This is a genomic window from Sphaerisporangium sp. NPDC049002 (assembly GCF_040649355.1).
In the GTDB taxonomy this organism is placed as follows: domain Bacteria; phylum Actinomycetota; class Actinomycetes; order Streptosporangiales; family Streptosporangiaceae; genus Sphaerisporangium.
Map to the genome: position 1 here is coordinate 1 of NZ_JBEZFH010000005.1, position 19,192 is coordinate 19,192.

Below are 19,192 nucleotides of genomic sequence, written 5' to 3' on the forward strand. Positions count from 1 at the left end.
CCAGCAAAACCCGAAGCCGCAGACACTAACCGCTTAACCTGCAGAAACAGGATCACGCAGAGATCAACTCATACACCACTCCGCTGGACGTGACCCATCCTCGCCCCTCCCCGCGTCGGTCAATGCCCGAGAGAACGCAAGGCAGGACGCGGCTTGCTGCAGTCGACTGGGGCTCTCCTTCGCCCAGGCCTGCGCGGCGTGAGCATGGTCGAGAGCCACGGTCGGCTTGCCCTGGTAGCCAAGGGTGTTCGCCAGGCAGTCATGGATGTGGGCCAGGAGTGTCGGATCTTTCAGCTCGTGAGCTGCTTCCAACCCTTGCTGGTACCAATGAACGGCTCCCGCGTAGTCGAGGATGTCGTAGCGCAGCCAACCGCCGAGGTGACTCAGCGCCCAGTAGGCGGCGATGACGCGGTCACGGAGGGCGGGCATGAGAGTGTTCTGGCGTAGAAGCTGAGCCACCAGGTCACGCTGAGCGTTGACAACGGGCAACAGCTTGGCCGGCCCGTACGCCTCATCAAGCTGCCAGCAGTGGGCGATCAGCTTTTCGATGGTGGTTACCGTCTGGGCGTCCACGCGGCCCGAACCCTGTACGGCTTGCGCGAGCCGTACCTCCTCGTCGGGGGTGAGGTGGCGCAGCAGGCGAAGGGCGGGGACGCCGCCGAGGGCCAAGGCAAGATCGAAGAGCAGTTCGCGTCGCTTCACGTCGGCCTCCTCGGCGGTGAGGGCGCGGAACAGGGCGGCACACTCGCCGGGCCGTACCCCAGACGTCGCGACGAAGGTCCGCACCGGCCAGACTCCAGCGGTCGATTCCATGCTCGCACGGGATATCTCGGGCATGGCACCCCTGAGGCTGCTGTGCTGACAGGGATCAAGGTGACGATAATCGGCCGCGTCGATCAACTCACGTTCGTACGAGCCGTAGGAGCTGTAGATCTGGTCGGTCACCAGACGACGCGCCGTCGTCTGGTAGATCCGGGCGAGCAGGTCGAGCACCCGCGGCGAAGGACGACGCCTGCCCTCCGGCCACCCCTCCAGGTCGTACAAACGAGCGGTGCGCATCGAGGCCGTACCGGCGGGGTCCAGATCGTTGAACGCCGCTACCACCTGAGCGGCCGTCAGCCCATGGGCATAGCGGTGCAACAGCAACGGGCTGTCATCAAGATCGAGACTGAGCACGTCGGCGACCTGATCGTAGGTGAACCCCATGGCCCGCAGGGCCTCACTACGCTTCCGGCAGGTGAGCAGGACGCGATGCCCCTCGGTCATGTCCGCCCCTTCGATCAAGGCTGATCCGAACGCCAGTTCGTCATTTGTTCGGCATCTTAGTCGCTCAACGTAGGCATGTGGTTACGGATTCGGAGATTCGTGGAGTCAAAGCAGGTTGGGCGCAAGGGTCGTTGACGGGTCTCTGAAACGAGGGTGACCAGGTCCCACGATTGACGGCAGGTGTCCTCCCGCAGGGTGGCGCGGGGATGGGGACCGCTTCGAGGCCGGGCGAAAGTACTCCTCGGCGCGGGGTGGTCCCGCGATCACGGCAAGGAGGTGGCCGCCATGGCCGATCCCATCATCGACATCGCTACCGGCTCCCACGCCCGGTCAGAGATCGCCCCCGGCGACTGCGTCGTTCCCAGCGGGAGGATGGTGTGGCGCCGGGCCTTCACTGGGCTCGCCGAGGAGGCGCCCAAGGCCCGTGCCTTCGTACGCTGCCTGCTGGCCGGGACCCGATGGGTGGACGACACCGAGTTCGCCACCGCCGAACTGATCAACAATTCGCTGTTTCACAGCCGCTCGGGCAGGCCGGGCGGCTACTTCGTCGTCGAGGTGACCCGCCGGTCCCGAAGCGTGCGCGTCGGTGTGTACGACCTGGGGGGCGGCGGGGTGCCCGACATCAAGAACCTTCCGGGGGAAGTTCCGACGGACGGCGTTGTGGACGAGGTGCTCCGTGAGCATGGCCGTGGGCTCGACGCGGTCGCGAGGCTGGCCTCGCGGGTGGGTTACCGGGGCAATCCGGCCACCGGGCATCTCGTGTGGGCGCTGTTCGCCGAGACCGCGCCCCGGGCGGCGATCATCATGACCAGCGGATCGACCCCTGAAGTTCGGTGAACCCCCGTAAGGGATTCGCATGACCCTGGGGAGAGGGGTACGAAAGTAGCGACGGCACCTTGAGTGGTCATAATGGCGCAAGAGCGACATGGGCTGTCCTGCCGTGCACGCGGCGGGCCGTTCACCCTGGAAGAGGAGCGGATCGATGGCGATGCGGTTCGAGCATGAGTTCACGGTCCCCGTGCCGATCGAGCAGGCGTGGTCGGTGCTTCTCGATGTCGAGCGGGTGGCTCCCTGCCTGCCGGGCGTGACCCTCGACACCGTGGACGGCGACGTCCTGACCGGCCGGATGAAGGTCAAGGTGGGTTCCATCACGGTGACCTACCGGGGTGAGGCGTCCTTCACGTCGGTCGACAAGGACGCGCACGCGTTGCGCCTCAAGGCGTCGGGCAAGGAGGCGCGCGGCACCGGTACCGCCGGCGCGGTCGTCAGCGCGGCGCTGGTCGCGGAGGGTACGCAGACCAAGGTCAAGGTCGACACCTCGTTCACCGTGACCGGACGTCCGGCGCAGTTCGGGCGCGGGGTGATGGCCGAGGCCGGAGCCAAGCTCATCAACCGGTTCGCCGCCAACCTCGCCACGTTGCTCCGCGAGGCGCCCGAGGAATTGTCCCCGACCGCCGTGTCCGAGGGTGGCGTCCCTCCCTTGTCGGCGGAGCCCGCCGCCACCCCCTTCAACCAGCCTGTCTCCAGTCCGCTGGGCGAGCGCACCCCACCGGAGATCGTCGAGCCGATCCCCACCGGCGAACCCGTGGACGAGCCGCGGCCCATAGAGGCCGTGCCGACGGCTGAGCCCGTACCGGCGGCCCAGTCCGCGCCGGCGGCCCAGTCCGTGCCGGCGGCCCAGTCCGTGGAGCCCGCGCAGGGCGCGCGGCATCTGACGGCGGTGCCGGACTCCTACGACGCGCCGTACGCCGAGGAGGCCGCCGGGCGGGAGGCCCATCCCGCAGGGACGGCGCGCACGTCGCTGACCGCCGAGGAGGAGGCGCTCGACCTGCTGAAGATCGCCGGTATTCCGGTGCTCAAGCGGGCCGCACCGGCGGTCGCCGGCGTCTCCCTCGTGATCCTCATCGCCTGGCTGGTACGGCGTATCCTGGCTCGCCGGTGAGCACCGGGGACGAATCGCCGGTCACCCCGAGCGGACGGCTCGCCGGTAGGCACCGGGACGACGCGTCCTGACGCGCCTGCGGCCGTACGGGCGGGGTTGGCGATAAGTGATTCGGGTGGTGATATCACCCCTGGCCTCGGCGATAAGCGCAAAAGTCGGGCAAGAGGAGGTCAGCACTCGCCCGAGACCGGCGGCATGAGTATCTGTCTGGGCATACCCGAGTCAGCGTCAATGCCGACTCGGGGGATGAAGCATGCAGCCGGACGTCAGCGTTGTGCTCATCACGTTCAATGATTCCGCCCGGCTGCCGCGCGCCATCACGTCCGTACTGAACCAGTCCCTCCACAACCTCGAAGTCATCGTCGTGGACGACGCGAGCACCGACGACACCGCCCGCGTGCTCGCCCAGTTCGGCGACCCGCGCGTCAGGTACATCCGCAGGCAGACCAACAGCGGGGGGTGCGGGGCGCCGCGCAACACCGGGCTGGACGCGGCCCGCGCTCCATACATCATGTTCCTCGACAGCGACGACGAGCTGACCAGGCACGCCTGCAAGAGCCTGCTCAACGAGGTCGAAAGGACCGGCGTGGACTTCGCCGCCGGGCAGATCTCGCGGCTGTTCGAGGCGACCGGACGCACCCAGCGGTACTACCCGTCCCTCTACCGGCCGCGCAGGGTGGTCGAGGGCATCCGCAGCGAGCCGCGCCTGTTCCTCGACGGGTTCGCCACCAACAAGCTCTACCGCACCGCGTTCCTGCGCGAGCACGGCCTGCGCTTCGCCGAGAACATCCACTACGAGGACCACGTCTTCACGGCCGCCCTGTTCTGCGCCGCCCGGCGCTTCGCCGTCGTGCCGTGGGTGGTGTACCACTGGCGCCGCGCGGTCGACGCGACCTCCATCTCGCTCTCTATCCAGGAGCTGGACAACATCCGGCACCGGGTGCGGGCGGCGCAGATCAGCGACGCGATCCTGCGGGACAACGGCTGCTCTGACCTGGTCGGCGACAGGCAGCAGCGGTTCCTCGTCCAGGACCTGCGCGTCTACCTCAACAAGCTGCCGCGCCACACCACGGTCTGGATCAAGGAGTTCGCGTCGGTGGTGCGCCCGTACCTCGACGAGCTGGAGCCCGGAGTGCTGGGCAGGGCCGAGCCGATGACCCGGGTGTGCTGCCACCTCATCCGCACCGACCGGCCAGAGGACCTGGTGGTGGCGGCCCGTTCGCTGACCGGACCCAAGGCCGCGCCGCGCCACGCCATGCGGGTTGACGGCCGGACGTACTGGGGCCCGCGCGCCGACCCCGGCCTGGAGATCACCGGCCTGCGCCTGGCCGAGCTGCCGTTCACCGCGTCCAGGATCCGGCACGAGATCGCCGAGATGTCGTGCGAGGGGACGGTCGTGTCGCTGACCGTGCGCACCTACGACCCGTTCGCGGTGCTCCGCCGCTGGAAGACCGTGGCAGACCTGACCGTCAAGGGCATGAGCGTACGGCTGGAGCCGCGACGGCAGGCGGACGGCAGCTACCTCACGCAGGTGGAGATGGACCTCGCGGAGGCGCGGCTCGGCAGGCTGGGGTTCGACGGCTGGCGGGACGTGCGGATCGCGTTCACCCGTTCGGACGGGCACCGGACGAGCGACCGGCTGCTCGTCGATCCCACCGCGCCTCCGCTGGTGCTCACGGCGGGCCGGCACGAGGTCACGGTGGGCCCCGAGGGCGACAGCGCGTTCCTGCGCGTCTCCTGGCGCCCCGCCAGGCCGCTGCGCCGGGCGGCGCGGCTGCGCTCCCTGCGCACGCTGGTCGGCCGCGCCGGCCTGAAGCTGTGGGTGTACCGGCACCTGATCCACGTGGTGCCGCGCCGCCGCGACCTCGCGCTCTTCGAGTCCGACATCGGCGCGGGCTACACCGGCAACCCCAAGTACATCCACGAGGAGATCCGCCGGCGCGGGCTGCCGCTTGAGGTGTGCTGGTCGGTACGCGGAGAACGTACGCACTTCCCGTCCGACGTGCCCCTCGTACAGCGGATGAGCTGGCGGTACATCTGGGTGATGGCCCGCGCGGGCTACTGGGTGGACACGCACGGCTTCCCGCTCGACTTCCCCAAGCCGAAGGGGACCCGCTACCTGCAGACCTGGCACGGGCAGACGCTCAAGACGGTCGGCTTCGACTCCCCCGACCTGCGCGGCGACTTCCCCGGCCCCCGCGAGCAGTGGCGCTCCGCCGTGTCGCGGTGGGACGCTCTGGTGTCCCCCGGCCCGGAGTTCGAGCGGGTCTTCGTACCGTCGAACGGGTACACCGGCACCGTGCTCGGCTTCGGCTCGCCGCGCTGCGACGTCCTGGTCAACGGCGACCCGGCCGCCGGGCCCCGGGTGCGCGAGGCGCTGGAGATCCCCGAGGACCGCAAGATCCTCCTGTACGCGCCGACGTACCGTGACCGGTCGAAGCGGAGCGGGACGTCGGTACGGGCGGACCTCGACGCGCTCGCGGGGGCACTCGCGGACGAGTGGGTGGTGGTGCTCCGCACCCATCCGGCCGAGCGGTTCAAGGTGCCCGAGCGGATGCGGCACTTCGTACGGCCCGCCGGGTCGTACCCCGAGGTGAACGATCTCATCCTGGCCTCGGACGCGCTCCTCAGCGACTACTCGTCGATCATCTGCGACTACGCCTGCACCGGGCGGCCGATCCTGCTCTACGCCGACGACTACGAGGAGTACGTCCGGGTGGAGCGCGGGCTGAACTACGACCTGCGCGAGATCGCCCCAGGGCCCGTACTCGCGACCACATCCGAGCTGGTCGCGGCGCTGCGCGGGCTGCCCGCCGTCACCGCGGAGTACGCGGAGCGGTACGCGGACTTCGCCGGCCTGTTCTGCTCGGAGGAGACGGGCAAGGCCGCCCCACGGGTGGTGGACGCCTTCTTCCGCGGCTTCGGAGCCCGCCCGTGAACACTGCGAACACGGTCGTGTTCGCCTGCATGGACGCCGACACGCTCGGCGGCATCCAGCAGGTGACCCACACGGTCGCCCAGGGACTCGCCCTGCGCGGCCATGAGGTGCACGTGGTCGGCCTGCACGAGGCTCCCGACCCGTTCCGGTACGTCGAGCGGCCCCTGTACGAGCACCACGTGGTGCAGAAGCGCCCTCTCGGCGAGGGCCGGCGCCGGGTGGTGCGGCGGCGCTTCTCGCGGTTGCTGTCCTCGCTCGGACCGGGGTACGCGGTGCTGACCTCCCCCGGCGTGGTGTCGTGGATCGCCGACCTGCTGCCGCCCCGGCTGCGCTCCATCGGGCAGTACCACGGCTCGTTCGACCACGCGCGCGGGACCTCTCACTTCGCGTCCGTACGCCGGGACTACGGGGACCTCGGGCAGGCCGTGTTCCTGAGCCCCGACGACGCCGGGCGGTTCGCCGAGGAGGCGCTGCTGCCGAACACCGCGGACCTGCCCAACCCGCTGCGTGCGTGGCCGGAGAAGACGTCCTTCCTCGACGTGCCGCGAGTGCTGGGGGTCGGCCGCCTGGCCGCGGTCAAGCGCTTCGACCGGCTGATCACGGCCTTCGCCCGCGCCGCCCGCACCCGGTCCCAGTGGGAGCTGCACCTGATCGGCGACGGGCCCGAGCTGTCCCGCCTGCGCTCGCACGCCGCCTCCGTCGGGGTAGCCGAGCGTGTGGTGTTCCGCGGGCGGGTCCCGGCCTCGGAGATCGGCCAGGAGTACCTCAACGGCTCGATCCTCGGGCTCTCCAGCGAGCACGAGGGGTTCCCGCTGGTCGTGGGCGAGGCGGCCTCGTACGGCATGCCGACGGTCGCCTTCGACGTCTCGGGGGGCGTGCGGTCGCTGGTCATGGACGGCACGACCGGCGTGCTCGTGCCGCCCGCGGACGTAGACGCGTTCACCGGCGCGCTGAGCGGGCTGATGGCGGATCCGGCCAGGCGACGGCGGCTCGGAGCGGCGGGCCGGGTCCACGCGGAGTCGTTCCGGCTCGACAGGGTGCTGGACCGCTGGGAGGACCTGTTCGCCCGGACCCGCCGCTGACCCGCCCGTTGATCGGCCCGCCCGTTCGCGAGAACCGCGCGTGTGTGCCGGAGTTGATCGGCGTGTGTGCCGGAGCGGCATTCCCCGCGCGCATCAGGGGTGCTATCCCCTGATGAGCTCCTGGGACGCGCTGCGCGGCCTCGGAACCCGCGCGAGCGAGATCTGCCCGGAGGTGAGCATGGCAGGCAGGGGGCCGGGCTCGCGCAGGCGGTTGACCCAGTCACCGCCCTGCTGCTTGTACCGGGACAGCCTGCGCCGGGCGGCCGTCTTGCGGTAGGCCAGCAGTTGCTGGGCGGATGCCTTGGAGCCGGCCGTCTCGTAACCGTGCGCCCGGAGACGGCTTCCCAGCACCTGGTCGCAGAGCGCGATCTCCCAGGGTTCGAGCCGGGTGGCCCAGCCGCCCACGCTCGCCCTGGTGACCTCCCTGTGCGTGTTGTTGTGCCACACCTTGTACGCGGGCACCGCCATCCCTGCCACCTTCCGTGGCTCGCACATCGCGGGATCGAAGTCCTCCCCGATGAACGCGCACAGCTTGGTGAGCTCCGTCTCGGGGTCGGCGGTCAGGTCCTCGTAGCGCATCTCGTAATAGCTGCCCGCCGGCAGCCGCTCGGCGCAGCGCCGCCCGTGGTCGACCGACTCCGACCAGATGGCGACCGCATGGAAGACGTCGAGCCTGAACCAGGGCATCTCCTTCAGCGAGGCCACGCAGTCGCGCCCGTCCCTGATCATGTTGACGAACTGGGCGTCGGGGAAGAGCCGGAGCAGGGCGTCGACGTGCTTGACGTAGCAGGGCCGCTTGTCCCCCCAGCGCGGCTTGCCGAACCGCTCGGCGTACGCCCGGAAGGCCTCTCCGGTCACCGACCCCAGCGACCCGGGGCCCTCGACGGCCCTGCGCACGTACGTCGCGCGGTCGATGCCCAGCTGGCGGAACTTGGTGGCCTTGTCGGTGGCGATCCACTCGGCCAGCCTGCGCCGGTTCTCGGCGTCGCGCATGTCCCCGTAGAGGCGGCGGCGGAAGTACGCCGAGAGCAGGAAACGGGTCTCCGGCGGCACCGCGACGCGCTCGTGCGAGTGCAGCATGAGCTGCAGCAACGTGGTGCCGGAACGCGGACATCCGATGACGAAGATCGGCCTGTCGGGACTCATCTCTACACCCCCGTGAAGAACGGGTCGGTCCGCACGTGCCGCTGGTCGTCCTGGTCCGGCTCCATGAGCCCGTCCTGCCCCGCGAGCGCACGGGTGGAGAGCCACATGCGGTAGACGAGGAAGATCTCGTTGAGGACGAGCAGGGCGCCGGCGCCGGTCGTGACCGGAAGCAGCGCCGAGGACCCGAGCAGAGGCGCGACCACGAACACGGCCGCGTGGAACTCGATGCCGCTCATCAGATGGGTGCGCACCCGGTGCCGCGCGAGGCACTCGATCAGGCGCTCACGCGCGCTCATCGCGACCGGGGCCTCCCCCTCCGGCAGGGGCGCCCGCTCCTGGTCGTACGGCGCGCGGCGCGGTGAGGGCGGGGCATGGGAGAGCGCCCCGGGGGAGATGGGCTGGGTGGAGGTCAGTGAGTCGCCGGGGACGGACGCCTGCCGGGGGATCGTGGCGCCATGAGCCGCTATCCCCTGGAGCCCCGGCGCGTGACCATCCGGCGCGGGTGACCCGGCATCCGGCTCACGGTCGCCCGGGTCGTACGAACCGTCACGGTCGCCCGGGCCGTACGAGCCGTCGTGGGACGCGGCGACGTGGAGGCCCGGCTCGCGTGAGCCGTCGCGGCGGACGTACTCGCGGGCGCCGGGGTCCTCGTCGCCCATCTCACGCGAGCGGGCGTCGCGTTCGGCGATCTCGTACACCGCCGGCTCGTACGGCGAGGCCATCTGGTCGTAGGGCTCGTAGGACCCGTACCCCTCGTACGGGCCGTACGCGTGGTCGGGAAGATCGGGAGCCGAGGAGCTGTAGGTCATGTCGTACCCCGGGCCCTGGTCCAGCGACTCGACGGCCATGGCGTCGCGCACCGCCGCCAGCTCCTCGCGGCGCGCGATGCGCCTGCGGAGCTTCACCGTCTGGCGCACCCGCTTCATCTGCGGAGCGTTGACGTAACGGAACAGGTCGAGGATGGCGATCCCGGCGCCGAGCAGCACATAGGCGAGCCGTCCGGTCGCGGCGTACTGACCGTAGGCGATGCCGAAGGCGCAGCAGATGACGCGGATCCGGTCGCCGACGTAGTCGAGCCAGAGGCCGAACGGGGTGCCGGTGCCCTTGAGGCGGGCGATCTTGCCGTCCACACAATCGATCATGAAGCTGACGTAGAACAGCACCGCACCCAGCACGAGGCGATTGGCCGCGAAACAGGCCGCGGAGGCCATGCCGAGTACCAGCGAGAAGCGGGTAAGGGCGTTCGGGGTGATCTCGGTGCGATTCGCTACGAACAGTGCCACCCGGCATGCCACCGGGTCGACCATGAACACCGTCCACCATGAGTCTCGGCGTTTGCGCGTCGCCCGGACGTCATCCAGCGAATAGGACCTCATGACAGCCAGCATGGCCACGTGAAGCCACCTAAAACTCACCCTCTGTAACTAACATGAGATCTCTAGATGCTTTCTTGACCGCCCCTGGCGACTGATCCACACGCCTTGACCTCCGGGCGCACGAAGGCGAGCCGCCGGTCGCCCGCGCAACACGCAACACGCCTTCCAACCACGCTGTGTACACTGCCGACCACATATCGTAGTGACCATGACCTCGACGCGCAGGAAGGCGCATTTGACGGAGCTGAGCGTCATCGTCCCGATCTACAAGGTGGAGCCTTACCTCGCCGCGTGCCTCGACTCGCTGGCGTCGCAGACCTGGCGCGACCTGGAAGTCATCATGGTCGACGACGGCTCCCCGGACGCCAGCGCCGCCATCGCCGCGCGGTTCGCCGCACGCGACTCCCGGTTCCGGCTGGTCAGCCAGCCGAACATGGGCTTGGGCGGCGCGCGGAACACCGGCGTCGGCCACGCCTCCGGCGAGTTCCTCGCCTTCGTCGACAGTGACGACCTGCTCCCCGAGTACGCCCTTGAGTATCTCGTCGCGAGCCTGCGCGCGACCGGGTCGGACTTCGCGACGGGCAACGTCGACGTGCTCACCTCCCGTGGCAGGAGGCGGTCGCCGATGCACCGCCCCATTTTCCGCGGGTCGGCGGCCGGGACCCATGTCACCCGCAGGCCCGTCCTGCTGTACGACCGGCTGGTGACCAACAAGCTGTGGCGCCGCTCCTTCTGGGACCTGCACGGCCTGCGGTTCCCCGAAGGCGTCCTCTACGAGGACATCCAGGTCGCCATCCCCGCGCACTTCCTCGCCGCGAAGGTGGACGTGCTGGCCGCCCCCGTGTACGTCTGGCGTCGTCACGCGAGCTCCATCACCCGCAACCGGGTGAACATCAAGAGCATGGAGGACCGCTTCTCGGCCGTCGCGTCCGTACGCCGGTTCCTTGAGGAGCACGGGTCGCGCAGGCACCTGCGCGAGTGGGACCGCGTTGCGCTCGACTCCGACCTGCGGATCTTCATGCACCTCCTCGACCGCGCCGACGAGCCGTTCCAGGAGCGCTTCCTCGATCTCACGGCCGCCTACCTCGGCCAGGTCCACCGGGCGTCGACCGACCACCTCACCGCGATCAGACGCCTCCAGTGGCATCTCGCCGGGCGCCGGATGCTTCCCGAGCTGCTCGAAACGGTCACCTTCGAGAGGACCGCCACCGACGAGCACGCGCCGGCCGTGCGGCACGGGCTCCGCCACTACGGGCGGCTTCCCTTCCTGGACGACCCCAGGTACGCCGTGCCGCGCGAGGTCTACCGCATGCGCGACGACCTCGCGCTCGAACAGGAGGTGCGCGCGGTGGCCTGGCGGGCGGGCAAGCTGGTCCTGTCCGGCCGTGCCCGCGTCCTGCACCTGCGCGCCACCCGGCGGCGCGACCAGCAGCTGGTCGCCTGGCTGGTGCAGAAGGACGCCCGCCGCCGGCTGCCCCTGGGCGTCGTCCTCGGGGCCCGGGGCCGCTACCGGCTCACCGTCGATCCGCGCCGGCTCCATCTCAGGCGGGCGTCGTCACCGGCCACCTGGACGGTGGAGCTGTGGGTCCAGAACCACGGCGTCTTCCATCGGGCCGAGCTCGGCCCACCGGCCCACATCAAGGCACGGGGCCTGGTGAGCATGCAGATCGAGCAGGGGGTGTGGGCCCGGCCTCACTGGTCCGACCAGAAGACGCTGCGGATCACCGTCGGCCCGTCCGTGGCCCTCCTGACCGGCCATCGCCTCGCCGGGGAGTCCCTGGAGCTCTCGCTGGAGGGGTCCGTCCAACTCGGCGACGACGGCCGGCTGTGCCTGACGCCCCGGCCGGGCGGCCTCACGAGCCACCACGCGCTCGTACGGGGCGACGGGCCGGCGTCGTTCGTGGCCCGCGTTCCCTTAGCCGCGCTGAAACGGAGCACCACCGGTCGGCAGTCCGAGTGGCGGGCGCACGTCATGGGCAGCGCGCTGCGTGAGCCGATCGCGGTCACCCTGACCGGCACCAAGCCCCGGCCCCGCCACGTCGTCGCCGACCAGGAGATCGCCCTGCGCCGGGCCGCCGCCGACGAGCTCGCCATCCGCGTACGGAACCCGCGCACCAACGCGACGATCTTCCCCGCGGAACGCCAATCAATTGTCTGATCGATACCTATACTGCGAGATTTTCCGTCTGTTCGGGGGGTGGGATAAGGTGGCGCGGCGCTGACGGAAATGGAGAAAACTCGATGCGGCGATGGATTCCGATCGTGCTCGCGGCCACCGTGGCCCTGGCGGCGGCACCGCCCGCATCCGCCGACGACAGTGCGTCCAAGGGTGCCGTCAACTGCGCGAAGGTCAAGTGCATCGCCCTCACCTTCGACGACGGCCCGGGCCCGTACACCGGAAAGCTGCTCGACCTCCTGCGCGAGCACCGTACGAAAGTCACGTTCTTCCTGGTCGGCCGGCGCGTCGCGAAGTTTCGGAAAACCGCGCGCAGAATGGCGCGCGAGGGCCACGAGATCGGCGGCCACACGTACACTCATCCGCACCTGACCTCCCTTTCCGACGACGAGGTACGGGACGAGATCGTCCGGACCCAGGACGCCATCCGCCGGGCCACCGGCAAGGAGCCCGACATCATGCGCCCGCCGTTCGGCGACACCGACGACCGCGTGAGATCCATCGCGGCCGAGCTGGGCCTGTCGCAGATCGTCTGGGACGGCTCCTCGCGCGACTGGGAACTGCGCGACACCGCCGCCATCACCAAGAAGGTCCTCGGCCTCGCCAAGCGCGACCGCGTCGTCCTCATGCACGACATCTGGCCCGAGACCGTCAAGGCCATGCCCAAGATCCTGACCACACTGGAGAAGCGGGGCTACCACGTCGTCCCGGTGAAGTCCCTCCGCCGCGGCAGACAACTCAACGCGGGCGAGACCTACCCCATCGGCGGCTGGAACTGAGATAGGCGACTTACGGCCCCGCCCACTCTCCAAAGCCCGCCCCGGAGCCTGCGCCGGGATGATCAGCAGACTCACGCGAACTGACCTGAGGCTGATCAGGGAATGTCTTCGCTGGGCTCGCCGGGAGCGGAGTCGGTGGGAAGGGGGTGGCAGGTGTGGAGGCGCCAGTGGCTGATGGCCGGGTCGGCGAGGGCTTCGTTGACGGTTTCCTTGATCTGCGCGGGGGTGGCGTCGTCGCCGGTCTCCACGCGGATGGTGATCTCTCCGTTGGCCTGTGTGAGGTCCTTGCGCCATTGATCGGGCAACAGGGCCAATATGCGGATGCCGTCGATCGGTGACTTACCCGCTGGGTGTGACGGCGTGGTGTGCATCGTTAATTCGACCAGCATTATCTATCGTCCTCATTCAGTCCCAGGTGGTGCCGTTCGTGCCTGCCGGGGCGGAATCCCATCGTCGCGCCAGGGTGTCGGCCAGGGCCGAGTCCCAGGTCGTGCCGGTGGTGTTTGGGGGCGGTGTCTCAGGTGGTGCTCATGGCCGAGACACGGGATGCCGTGTCCTCGGTGGTGCCGGCGGTGAGGATGGTGCGGCCGCCGATGGCGATGCTACAAGCGCAGCGGCCGAGACGGCGGCGGCGGACGCTTTCGCGACGAAGTTGAAATTGATCCGAGAGGGTGGAGCGGTTCGCCATTGTATTTCACTTTCCCAGGGACCGCGCATTCTCCACCCCAGGGATGCGCGTTCATTCTCGTGGAAACGATCCGACGGGAATGACAGCCACAAACCAGACGAACCGGCGGCCGCAAGAAGCGTGCGGGCGACCGCTGCCTGGCGGTCGGGCCGCGGACGTGTCCATCCGCGCCTTCAGGGGTTGCATCACCCCAGGTCAGGGTTACCATAGTGCTGAATTGCCGTCGAGTTGGATTAGACGTAGACATTACAGGGACGGCGGCTGCTAATGTTGTCGCCAAGCATTTTAGTGGTCGCGTTCAACTCCAATGACGGTCCGAGTCGATTCGAAAGAAGGAACATGAGCGGTGTGCACGAAAAGGCCGAGCTGTACGCGCTCGACATCTCGGATGTGACCTGGCTCAGCGCCCCGGGGAGCAGTTCTGAAGACCGCATAGAGATCGCGTACCTGCCCGGCGGCGCGGTCGCGCTCCGCAACCCGTCCGACCCCAACGGCACGGTGCTCAGATACACGGCCGCCGAGTGGCACGCCTTCGTGCTGGGCGTCCAGGACGGGGAGTTCGACGACTGATCGCCGATCGGCCGGTGATCGGGCGAAGTAGGGCCCCCGAGACTGATCGGGGGCCCTACGCGCATACGAGTCCCGGCCCTGAGCGTGACGGGTCTAACGGGGCACGACCCCGATGACGGCGGCGTTACCTCTGCGGTCGATCTTGACTACGGCCGCCGCCCGGTCGCCCGTCAGGTCGTCCTGGAGGTGCTGGGCCTCGTCCTGCGGGAGGAACAGGCTGTCGATCCCGCAGGACAGCGACCCGTACCCCCACGTCTGGCACGCCAGGTACGGCTGGGCGGCCGGGCGTTGCCGTACGATTCCGGCGCCCTTCCACAGGCCGCCGTCGGGGACGAGCGGCACGAACGCCGCTCCCGCCTCCTGGCCGTCGGCGGTCGGCAGCCCCGGGTAGACCAACCCCACGTACGCCCCCCGGAAGGGATCGACCGGGTCGAGGGGTCCCGCGGCCAGGCGGTATTCCGTGCCGGTCAGCCTGGCCGAGAGCCGAGGGGCGACCGCCACCACGAGCAACACGGCCTGCAGGAGCAGCGCGGCGGCCACCAGCACCGGGCGCGAAAGCAGGAGACGGCGGTTCATCGGGTCGCCTCCATCAGGCGGCGACGCCCGTAGAAGGCCAGCGTTCCGGTGAGGATCAAGACCACCCCGAGGACCAGGAAGAGCGCGGCCCCGGTGAACAGGGGCTGGAACACGGCGAAGCTCTGCGCCGTGACGAAGACCACGAGGGCGGCCGTCGCGAGGAAGACGAGGTACGACAGGTCACGCCGGGCCGCGGCGACGGCGAACCAACTCGCCGCCAGGATGTAGACCAGGGTGCCCACCACCGCCCGCGCCGTCTGCCCGGCGGTGAACCCGCCCGAGTACCCGTAGTCGCCACCGGGCGACCACACCACCAGCAGCAGTGCGAGCCCGGTCATGATGCCCACGGCGAGCACCTCGCGGCGGCCGTTCGCGTCACCCAGGACGAGCGCGGCGCCCACGGCGACCGCCGCCAAGGCCAGCCCGGCCCAGAGCGCCGCCGAGCCGAACAGCTCGTCCCGCCCCACACCGGGGAAAGCCGCGACGAACAGCCCACAGAGCGCCAGCACCACCCCGGCCAGCCGCCACGGCGCCGCGAACCTGATCCGTACTCCGGAGGAGGCCGAGCCGGACGGCCGGCCCGGCGGTGCGGATTCCAGGTGCCCGGCCGATGGTGCGGATACGGGATGTACGGCCGATGGTGCGGGAGCCGGTGGCCGAGCCCGCTCGTGCAGGACCGCGGCCGACAACGCGACCGCGCCTGCGAACAGCAGGGACATCGAAACGGCCGCCGCGCCGTCCGCCTGCTCCCCGACGAGCCAGCCGTACCAGGTGGCCCCGATCACCAGCGCCGCGACGAGCGGGCCCGCCGCACCGGTCGCGTACGCGTAGGCCAGCGTGCCCGCGGCCCACACACCGAGGAGGACGGAGGTGTACGCGGGAACCTGGAGGCTCTGCGCCGTCTGGAAGATCACTCCACCACCGGCAAGGACCGTGACCAGCCTGGCCGCCTGCTTCCCTGCCGGATGCGACAGGACCTCCCCGATGACCGCCGAGCCGATCCAGACCAGGACGATCCCGGCGAGGCGGGCCAAGGGCGGGAGCTGGTCGAGATTCGCGGACACGAGCCAGATGAGCCCGACGCCGAGAAAGCCGCCACCGAGCACCAGCACGAGCCGTTCGAGGCTCAAGCGCCGGCCGACGGCGTAACGGCCCCCGATGCGCCGCGCCGTGTCGGCGTCGATGATCCCCTCCGCCTGCCACCGGGCCAGTTCCCCGTGCAGCCACGCCAGGCGGCGTGCCGGAACCTGCCGGATCGATTCCATCCCGCGTTGCCTCCTGTCATCCCCCGGCCCGATGCGGCCGATTGCCCCAGTTTGGCGTGACAGAGGAGCTTAGAGTATGAGCATCCGTACTCAACTCCGGAAGTGCCTTCACCTCAGGGCGAGCGGGTGGCCGGCAGGGAGCGGGTCAGGCGGCGGCCCAGGTGCTGCATGGGGCGTTCGACGAGGCGGTAGCTCAGCCAGCTACAGCACAGCACCACGGCGACGAACGCGACGGCGAGCAGGGCCTGGACGGCCATCGGCCGATCGCGGGGGTCACCGAACAGGGTGACGAAGAGCTTCGGCAGCGGATGGACGGGTGACCGCCGCGACCGTACGGAGGCCGGAGATCTGTCCCCGCCCTCGACTCCGGGACGTACGTCCGTTCAGCAGCGGCTGCATGCCAAGACCTCTGAGGTTCCAACCCGGCCAGCTCTCCTTGCGTTGATACAGGCGAAAGGAGACGCATGGATAGATATGAGGGTTTCAAGGAGTTCGTTGGCAGCCGCCAGCAGTCGCTGATGCGCAGCGCCTACCTGCTCACCGGGGACGCCAGCCGGGCCGAGGACCTGCTGCAGACCGCGCTCATGCGGACCGCGAGGCACTGGCCCCGGCTCGTAAAGGACGGCAATCCGGAGGCGTACGTCCGCAGAGCCCTGATCAACCAGCACATCTCCTGGTACAGGCGGCTGCGCGGGACCGTGGAGGTGCCCATCGCACACCCTCCCGAACACGGCCGCGATCTCGGCGACGAAAGCCTGCACCGCCTCGCGCTGCGTCAGGCCCTCCTGCGGCTGACGCCCCGCCAGCGCGCCGTCCTGGTGTTGCGCTTCTACGAGGACCGCACCGTCGACGAGACCGCCGACCTGCTCGGCTGCTCCCCGGGCACGGTCAAGAGCCAGACCAACCACGCCCTGGGACGGCTGCGCGTCCTCGCCCCCGAACTGGCCCATCTGCTCCACGACGTCGTACCCCAGGAGGTCGCCCGATGACCGGAATCCGCGACGAACTCGAACTCCTCGCCGCCGAGGCTCCCACGGTCGCCCTGGCCGACCGCGCGGTGCGTGGGGCGCGACGCCGGCGGGCGGGCGCCTTCGGCTCGGCGCTGACGGCGCTGGTCGCCGTGGCGCTGAGCGCGACCGTACTGACCGGCGGTCCAGACCGGAACACGATCAGCACCAAGGTCACCGACGTGCTGCCCGCCGCGGGGGTGGACCCGCTGAGTCACGCTTACTACGACTGGTGCGGGCAGAGCACCGGCTTCGCGGGCAAGGAGTGCGTCCAGTGGCGGGTGGTGACGCGGACCGGCCAGAGCTTCAGGATGCCGGAGGCACTGGGCGTCTACACCGAGCAGAGCAGCGAGAACTATATGAACGCCGCCGCTCCGTTGGCGATCACACCGGATGGCCGGAGGATCGCGTACTACAGCGACAAGGACCAGAAGTTCGCCGTACGAGACCTGGCGAGCGGCCGGATCTGGCTGACCCCGCAGACCGTGAGCAGGACGACGATGGTGTCCGGAGGCGGGCTGCTGCGGCTGTCACCCGACGGCCGCTTCCTCGGCCTGAACGGTGTGGGCTGGCCGAACGTGGTCGTCGACGTGGAGAGCGGACAGACCACCCCGATCCCCGAAGGATGGCATGCGCAAAGGGTGCCCAGCGGTGGCACGCCGGTCGTCGTGGCCGACGAGGGTTTCCAGTTCGGCCTGCTGGCCGAGGGGAAGGTACGTCCCTTCACCGCGGCGGGCACTTCCACGACGCTGAGCGCGCTGGCGCCCGACGGGCGGACGGTGGCCTACATGACCCGCGGCAAATCGCCCAAGGACGGCGACGACGAGGACCGACCGGACGACACGATCGTCACCGTCGACGCGACGACGGGAAAAACCCTGACCACGGCGAAGTTCCGGGGCGCGCCCAAGGACTTCAGGCCTTGGCTGGTGGGCGGATGGCACAGCCCCACGGAAGTGTCGGTCGCGGCCTCGATCTACGACTGGTCGCTGAAGGGCCGGGAGGGCGATACGCCGACCCTGGGCGAGACGACGTACGCGGTCGACGTCACCACGGGCCAGGTCCGGAAGCTGGCCACCTACTCCTACCGCGCCTGGTCCGGTGACGTCGTGATCCCCGACTTCTGAAGGCCGGCCGCGTCATAGCAGCGGGTGGCCGGCAGGGAGCGGGTCAGGCGGCGGCCCAGGTGCTGCATGGGGCGTTCGACGAGGCGGTAGCTCAGCCAGCTACAGCACAGCACCACGGCGACGAACGCGACGGCGAGCAGGGCCTGGGCGGCCATCGGCCGCTCGCGGGGGTCACCGAACAGGGTGACGAAGAGCTTCAGCAGCGGATGGTGCAACAGGTAGACCGAGTAGCTGATCATGCCCAGCCAGACCAGCACGCGCGGCACCGTACGACGCCGCAGGGCCATGCCGAGCGCGAAGGTCACCCCGGCCATCACCAGCGTGGTGATCCACACGCGGGGGTAGGACCACCAGCCGTACGTGAAGGCGAAGAAGGGGATGACGGCCAGCAGGACGGTCACCACCGCGACCGTACGGAGGCCGGAGACCTGTCCGCGCTCCCAGCGGTGGATCACCGTACCGGTGAACATCACCGCGAGGATCGCGGCGCCCAGCCAGGGCGTACGGCTGCCGAGGAGCAGGAGCGTCACGGCCAGGCCGCCGATGAGCAGCGCGCCGGCCGTGCGCGCCCTGCCGGAGCCGGTGACCACGCACGCCAGCCCGGCGACCACGACGCCGAGAGCGACGAAGGCGGCCGGGCCGCGCGCGAGGACGGGGGCCGCCAGCACCAGCCCGACGACGAGCGCGGCGACGGCGAACGCCACGGCCCAGACCCCGCTGCGCCGGTGGAGGCCCCCGACGAACAGTGCCGTGATCAGGAGGTAGAAGACCATCTCGTACGAGAGCGTCCACATGGTGTCGGCGACACCGGCGGAGCCGACCACGTCGACGAGCATGGTGGCGTGCGCGGCAGCCGTGGGCAGATCGGGCACGACCGCCGGGCGCAGCGGCACCAGCGGGAGCATCACCAGCACGAGCCCGATGACCAGGAAGTAGAGCGGATAGAGCCGGAAGAACCTGCCGGCCCAGAACGAGCGCACATCACCCCGCCGCTCCAGCGACGCGGGAATGATGTAGCCACTGACCAGGAAGAACACGAGAACGCCGTACATGCCAAGGTTGAACCAGTGAGGCCGCAGCCCCGGCAGGAACCGGTAGAACATGTGCTCAAGCAACACGGCCGTCGAGGCCACACCGCGAATCGCGTCGAGCCAGGCCAGCCTGTGCCCCGGAGAATCAACGGAAGCGGGCGCCGTCTCGGTACGCGGCTGAGCCATAAGCATTCGACAAAACTTACCGGCCCGAGGCCGGGCA

At 69.7% G+C, this 19,192-nt stretch carries 18 protein-coding genes; 9 read left to right on the forward strand and 9 right to left on the reverse strand.

Going from position 1 to position 19,192, the window contains the following annotated elements; all coding sequences use genetic code 11:
* Nucleotides 1-63: 63 nt before the first annotated feature.
* Nucleotides 64-1,266 carry a hypothetical protein gene (locus tag AB0B89_RS02035; protein ID WP_358546764.1) on the reverse strand — a complete coding sequence of 401 codons (1,203 nt, stop codon included), beginning with the start codon at nucleotides 1,264-1,266 and terminating at the stop codon, nucleotides 64-66.
* 285 nt (nucleotides 1,267-1,551) lie between these two features.
* Here AB0B89_RS02035 and AB0B89_RS02040 point away from each other — a divergent pair, with 285 nt between their 5' ends.
* The 4 genes from AB0B89_RS02040 (at nucleotide 1,552) to AB0B89_RS02055 (ending at nucleotide 7,228) form a co-directional block, all read left to right on the forward strand.
* Nucleotides 1,552-2,103 carry an ATP-binding protein gene (locus AB0B89_RS02040; protein WP_358546767.1) on the forward strand — a complete coding sequence of 184 codons (552 nt, stop codon included), beginning with the start codon at nucleotides 1,552-1,554 and terminating at the stop codon, nucleotides 2,101-2,103.
* 145 nt (nucleotides 2,104-2,248) lie between these two features.
* Nucleotides 2,249-3,208 (forward strand): SRPBCC domain-containing protein, encoded by a 960-nt coding sequence (locus AB0B89_RS02045; RefSeq protein WP_358546770.1) that lies wholly within the window; start codon nucleotides 2,249-2,251, stop codon nucleotides 3,206-3,208.
* 253 nt (nucleotides 3,209-3,461) lie between these two features.
* Nucleotides 3,462-6,146: a CDP-glycerol glycerophosphotransferase family protein gene (locus AB0B89_RS02050; RefSeq protein ID WP_358546773.1), complete on the forward strand. Its 2,685-nt coding sequence runs from the start codon at nucleotides 3,462-3,464 to the stop codon at nucleotides 6,144-6,146.
* A complete protein-coding gene (locus tag AB0B89_RS02055; protein WP_358546775.1) occupies nucleotides 6,143-7,228 on the forward strand; it encodes a glycosyltransferase in 1,086 nt (361 codons plus the stop codon). The genes AB0B89_RS02050 and AB0B89_RS02055 overlap by 4 nt, the downstream gene beginning before the upstream one ends.
* A gap of 102 nt (nucleotides 7,229-7,330) precedes the next feature.
* Here the strand turns inward: AB0B89_RS02055 and AB0B89_RS02060 are convergent, their stop codons facing one another.
* Complete coding sequence (locus tag AB0B89_RS02060; protein WP_358546778.1) at nucleotides 7,331-8,374, reverse strand: sulfotransferase; 1,044 nt, start codon at nucleotides 8,372-8,374, stop codon at nucleotides 7,331-7,333.
* 2 nt (nucleotides 8,375-8,376) lie between these two features.
* Entirely contained in the window at nucleotides 8,377-9,750 is a 1,374-nt protein-coding gene (locus AB0B89_RS02065) for a CDP-alcohol phosphatidyltransferase family protein (protein ID WP_358546781.1), read from the reverse strand.
* 208 nt (nucleotides 9,751-9,958) lie between these two features.
* On the opposite strand from AB0B89_RS02065, the gene AB0B89_RS02070 reads away from it, so the two are divergent.
* Both AB0B89_RS02070 and AB0B89_RS02075 read left to right on the forward strand, forming a co-directional pair.
* Nucleotides 9,959-11,908 (forward strand): glycosyltransferase family 2 protein, encoded by a 1,950-nt coding sequence (locus AB0B89_RS02070; RefSeq protein WP_358546784.1) that lies wholly within the window; start codon nucleotides 9,959-9,961, stop codon nucleotides 11,906-11,908.
* A gap of 83 nt (nucleotides 11,909-11,991) precedes the next feature.
* Complete coding sequence (locus tag AB0B89_RS02075) at nucleotides 11,992-12,705, forward strand: polysaccharide deacetylase family protein (protein WP_358546787.1); 714 nt, start codon at nucleotides 11,992-11,994, stop codon at nucleotides 12,703-12,705.
* Nucleotides 12,706-12,800: 95 nt separating this feature from the next.
* On the opposite strand, the gene AB0B89_RS02080 is transcribed toward AB0B89_RS02075, so the two are convergent.
* Both AB0B89_RS02080 and AB0B89_RS02085 read right to left on the reverse strand, forming a co-directional pair.
* Complete coding sequence (locus AB0B89_RS02080) at nucleotides 12,801-13,010, reverse strand: hypothetical protein (RefSeq protein ID WP_358546789.1); 210 nt, start codon at nucleotides 13,008-13,010, stop codon at nucleotides 12,801-12,803.
* Nucleotides 13,011-13,222: 212 nt separating this feature from the next.
* Complete coding sequence (locus AB0B89_RS02085; RefSeq protein WP_358546792.1) at nucleotides 13,223-13,393, reverse strand: hypothetical protein; 171 nt, start codon at nucleotides 13,391-13,393, stop codon at nucleotides 13,223-13,225.
* A 339-nt stretch (nucleotides 13,394-13,732) separates the two neighbouring features.
* On the opposite strand from AB0B89_RS02085, the gene AB0B89_RS02090 reads away from it, so the two are divergent.
* Nucleotides 13,733-13,963: a DUF397 domain-containing protein gene (locus AB0B89_RS02090; protein ID WP_358546794.1), complete on the forward strand. Its 231-nt coding sequence runs from the start codon at nucleotides 13,733-13,735 to the stop codon at nucleotides 13,961-13,963.
* 93 nt (nucleotides 13,964-14,056) lie between these two features.
* Here AB0B89_RS02090 and AB0B89_RS02095 read toward each other — a convergent pair whose 3' ends face one another.
* The 3 genes from AB0B89_RS02095 to AB0B89_RS02105 all read right to left on the reverse strand — a co-directional run bounded on the left by AB0B89_RS02095 (nucleotide 14,057) and on the right by AB0B89_RS02105 (nucleotide 16,061).
* Nucleotides 14,057-14,539, reverse strand: coding sequence for a GDYXXLXY domain-containing protein (locus AB0B89_RS02095; protein WP_358546796.1), 483 nt, complete (start codon nucleotides 14,537-14,539; stop codon nucleotides 14,057-14,059).
* Nucleotides 14,536-15,804, reverse strand: a complete 1,269-nt coding sequence (locus AB0B89_RS02100; protein WP_358546798.1) for a DUF2157 domain-containing protein — start codon at nucleotides 15,802-15,804, stop codon at nucleotides 14,536-14,538. Before AB0B89_RS02100 ends, AB0B89_RS02095 begins: the two co-directional genes overlap by 4 nt.
* A 113-nt stretch (nucleotides 15,805-15,917) precedes the next feature.
* A complete protein-coding gene (locus AB0B89_RS02105; protein WP_358546801.1) occupies nucleotides 15,918-16,061 on the reverse strand; it encodes a hypothetical protein in 144 nt (47 codons plus the stop codon).
* 207 nt (nucleotides 16,062-16,268) lie between these two features.
* Here AB0B89_RS02105 and AB0B89_RS02110 point away from each other — a divergent pair, with 207 nt between their 5' ends.
* Together AB0B89_RS02110 and AB0B89_RS02115 are read left to right on the forward strand one after the other, a co-directional pair.
* Nucleotides 16,269-16,793, forward strand: coding sequence for a SigE family RNA polymerase sigma factor (locus AB0B89_RS02110; RefSeq protein WP_358546804.1), 525 nt, complete (start codon nucleotides 16,269-16,271; stop codon nucleotides 16,791-16,793).
* Nucleotides 16,790-17,938: a hypothetical protein gene (locus AB0B89_RS02115; RefSeq protein WP_358546807.1), complete on the forward strand. Its 1,149-nt coding sequence runs from the start codon at nucleotides 16,790-16,792 to the stop codon at nucleotides 17,936-17,938. Before AB0B89_RS02110 ends, AB0B89_RS02115 begins: the two co-directional genes overlap by 4 nt.
* On the opposite strand, the gene AB0B89_RS02120 is transcribed toward AB0B89_RS02115, so the two are convergent.
* Nucleotides 17,896-19,161, reverse strand: a complete 1,266-nt coding sequence (locus AB0B89_RS02120; protein ID WP_358546810.1) for an acyltransferase — start codon at nucleotides 19,159-19,161, stop codon at nucleotides 17,896-17,898. The two genes, AB0B89_RS02115 and AB0B89_RS02120, sit on opposite strands and share 43 nt — an antisense overlap.
* Nucleotides 19,162-19,192 lie beyond the last annotated feature (31 nt).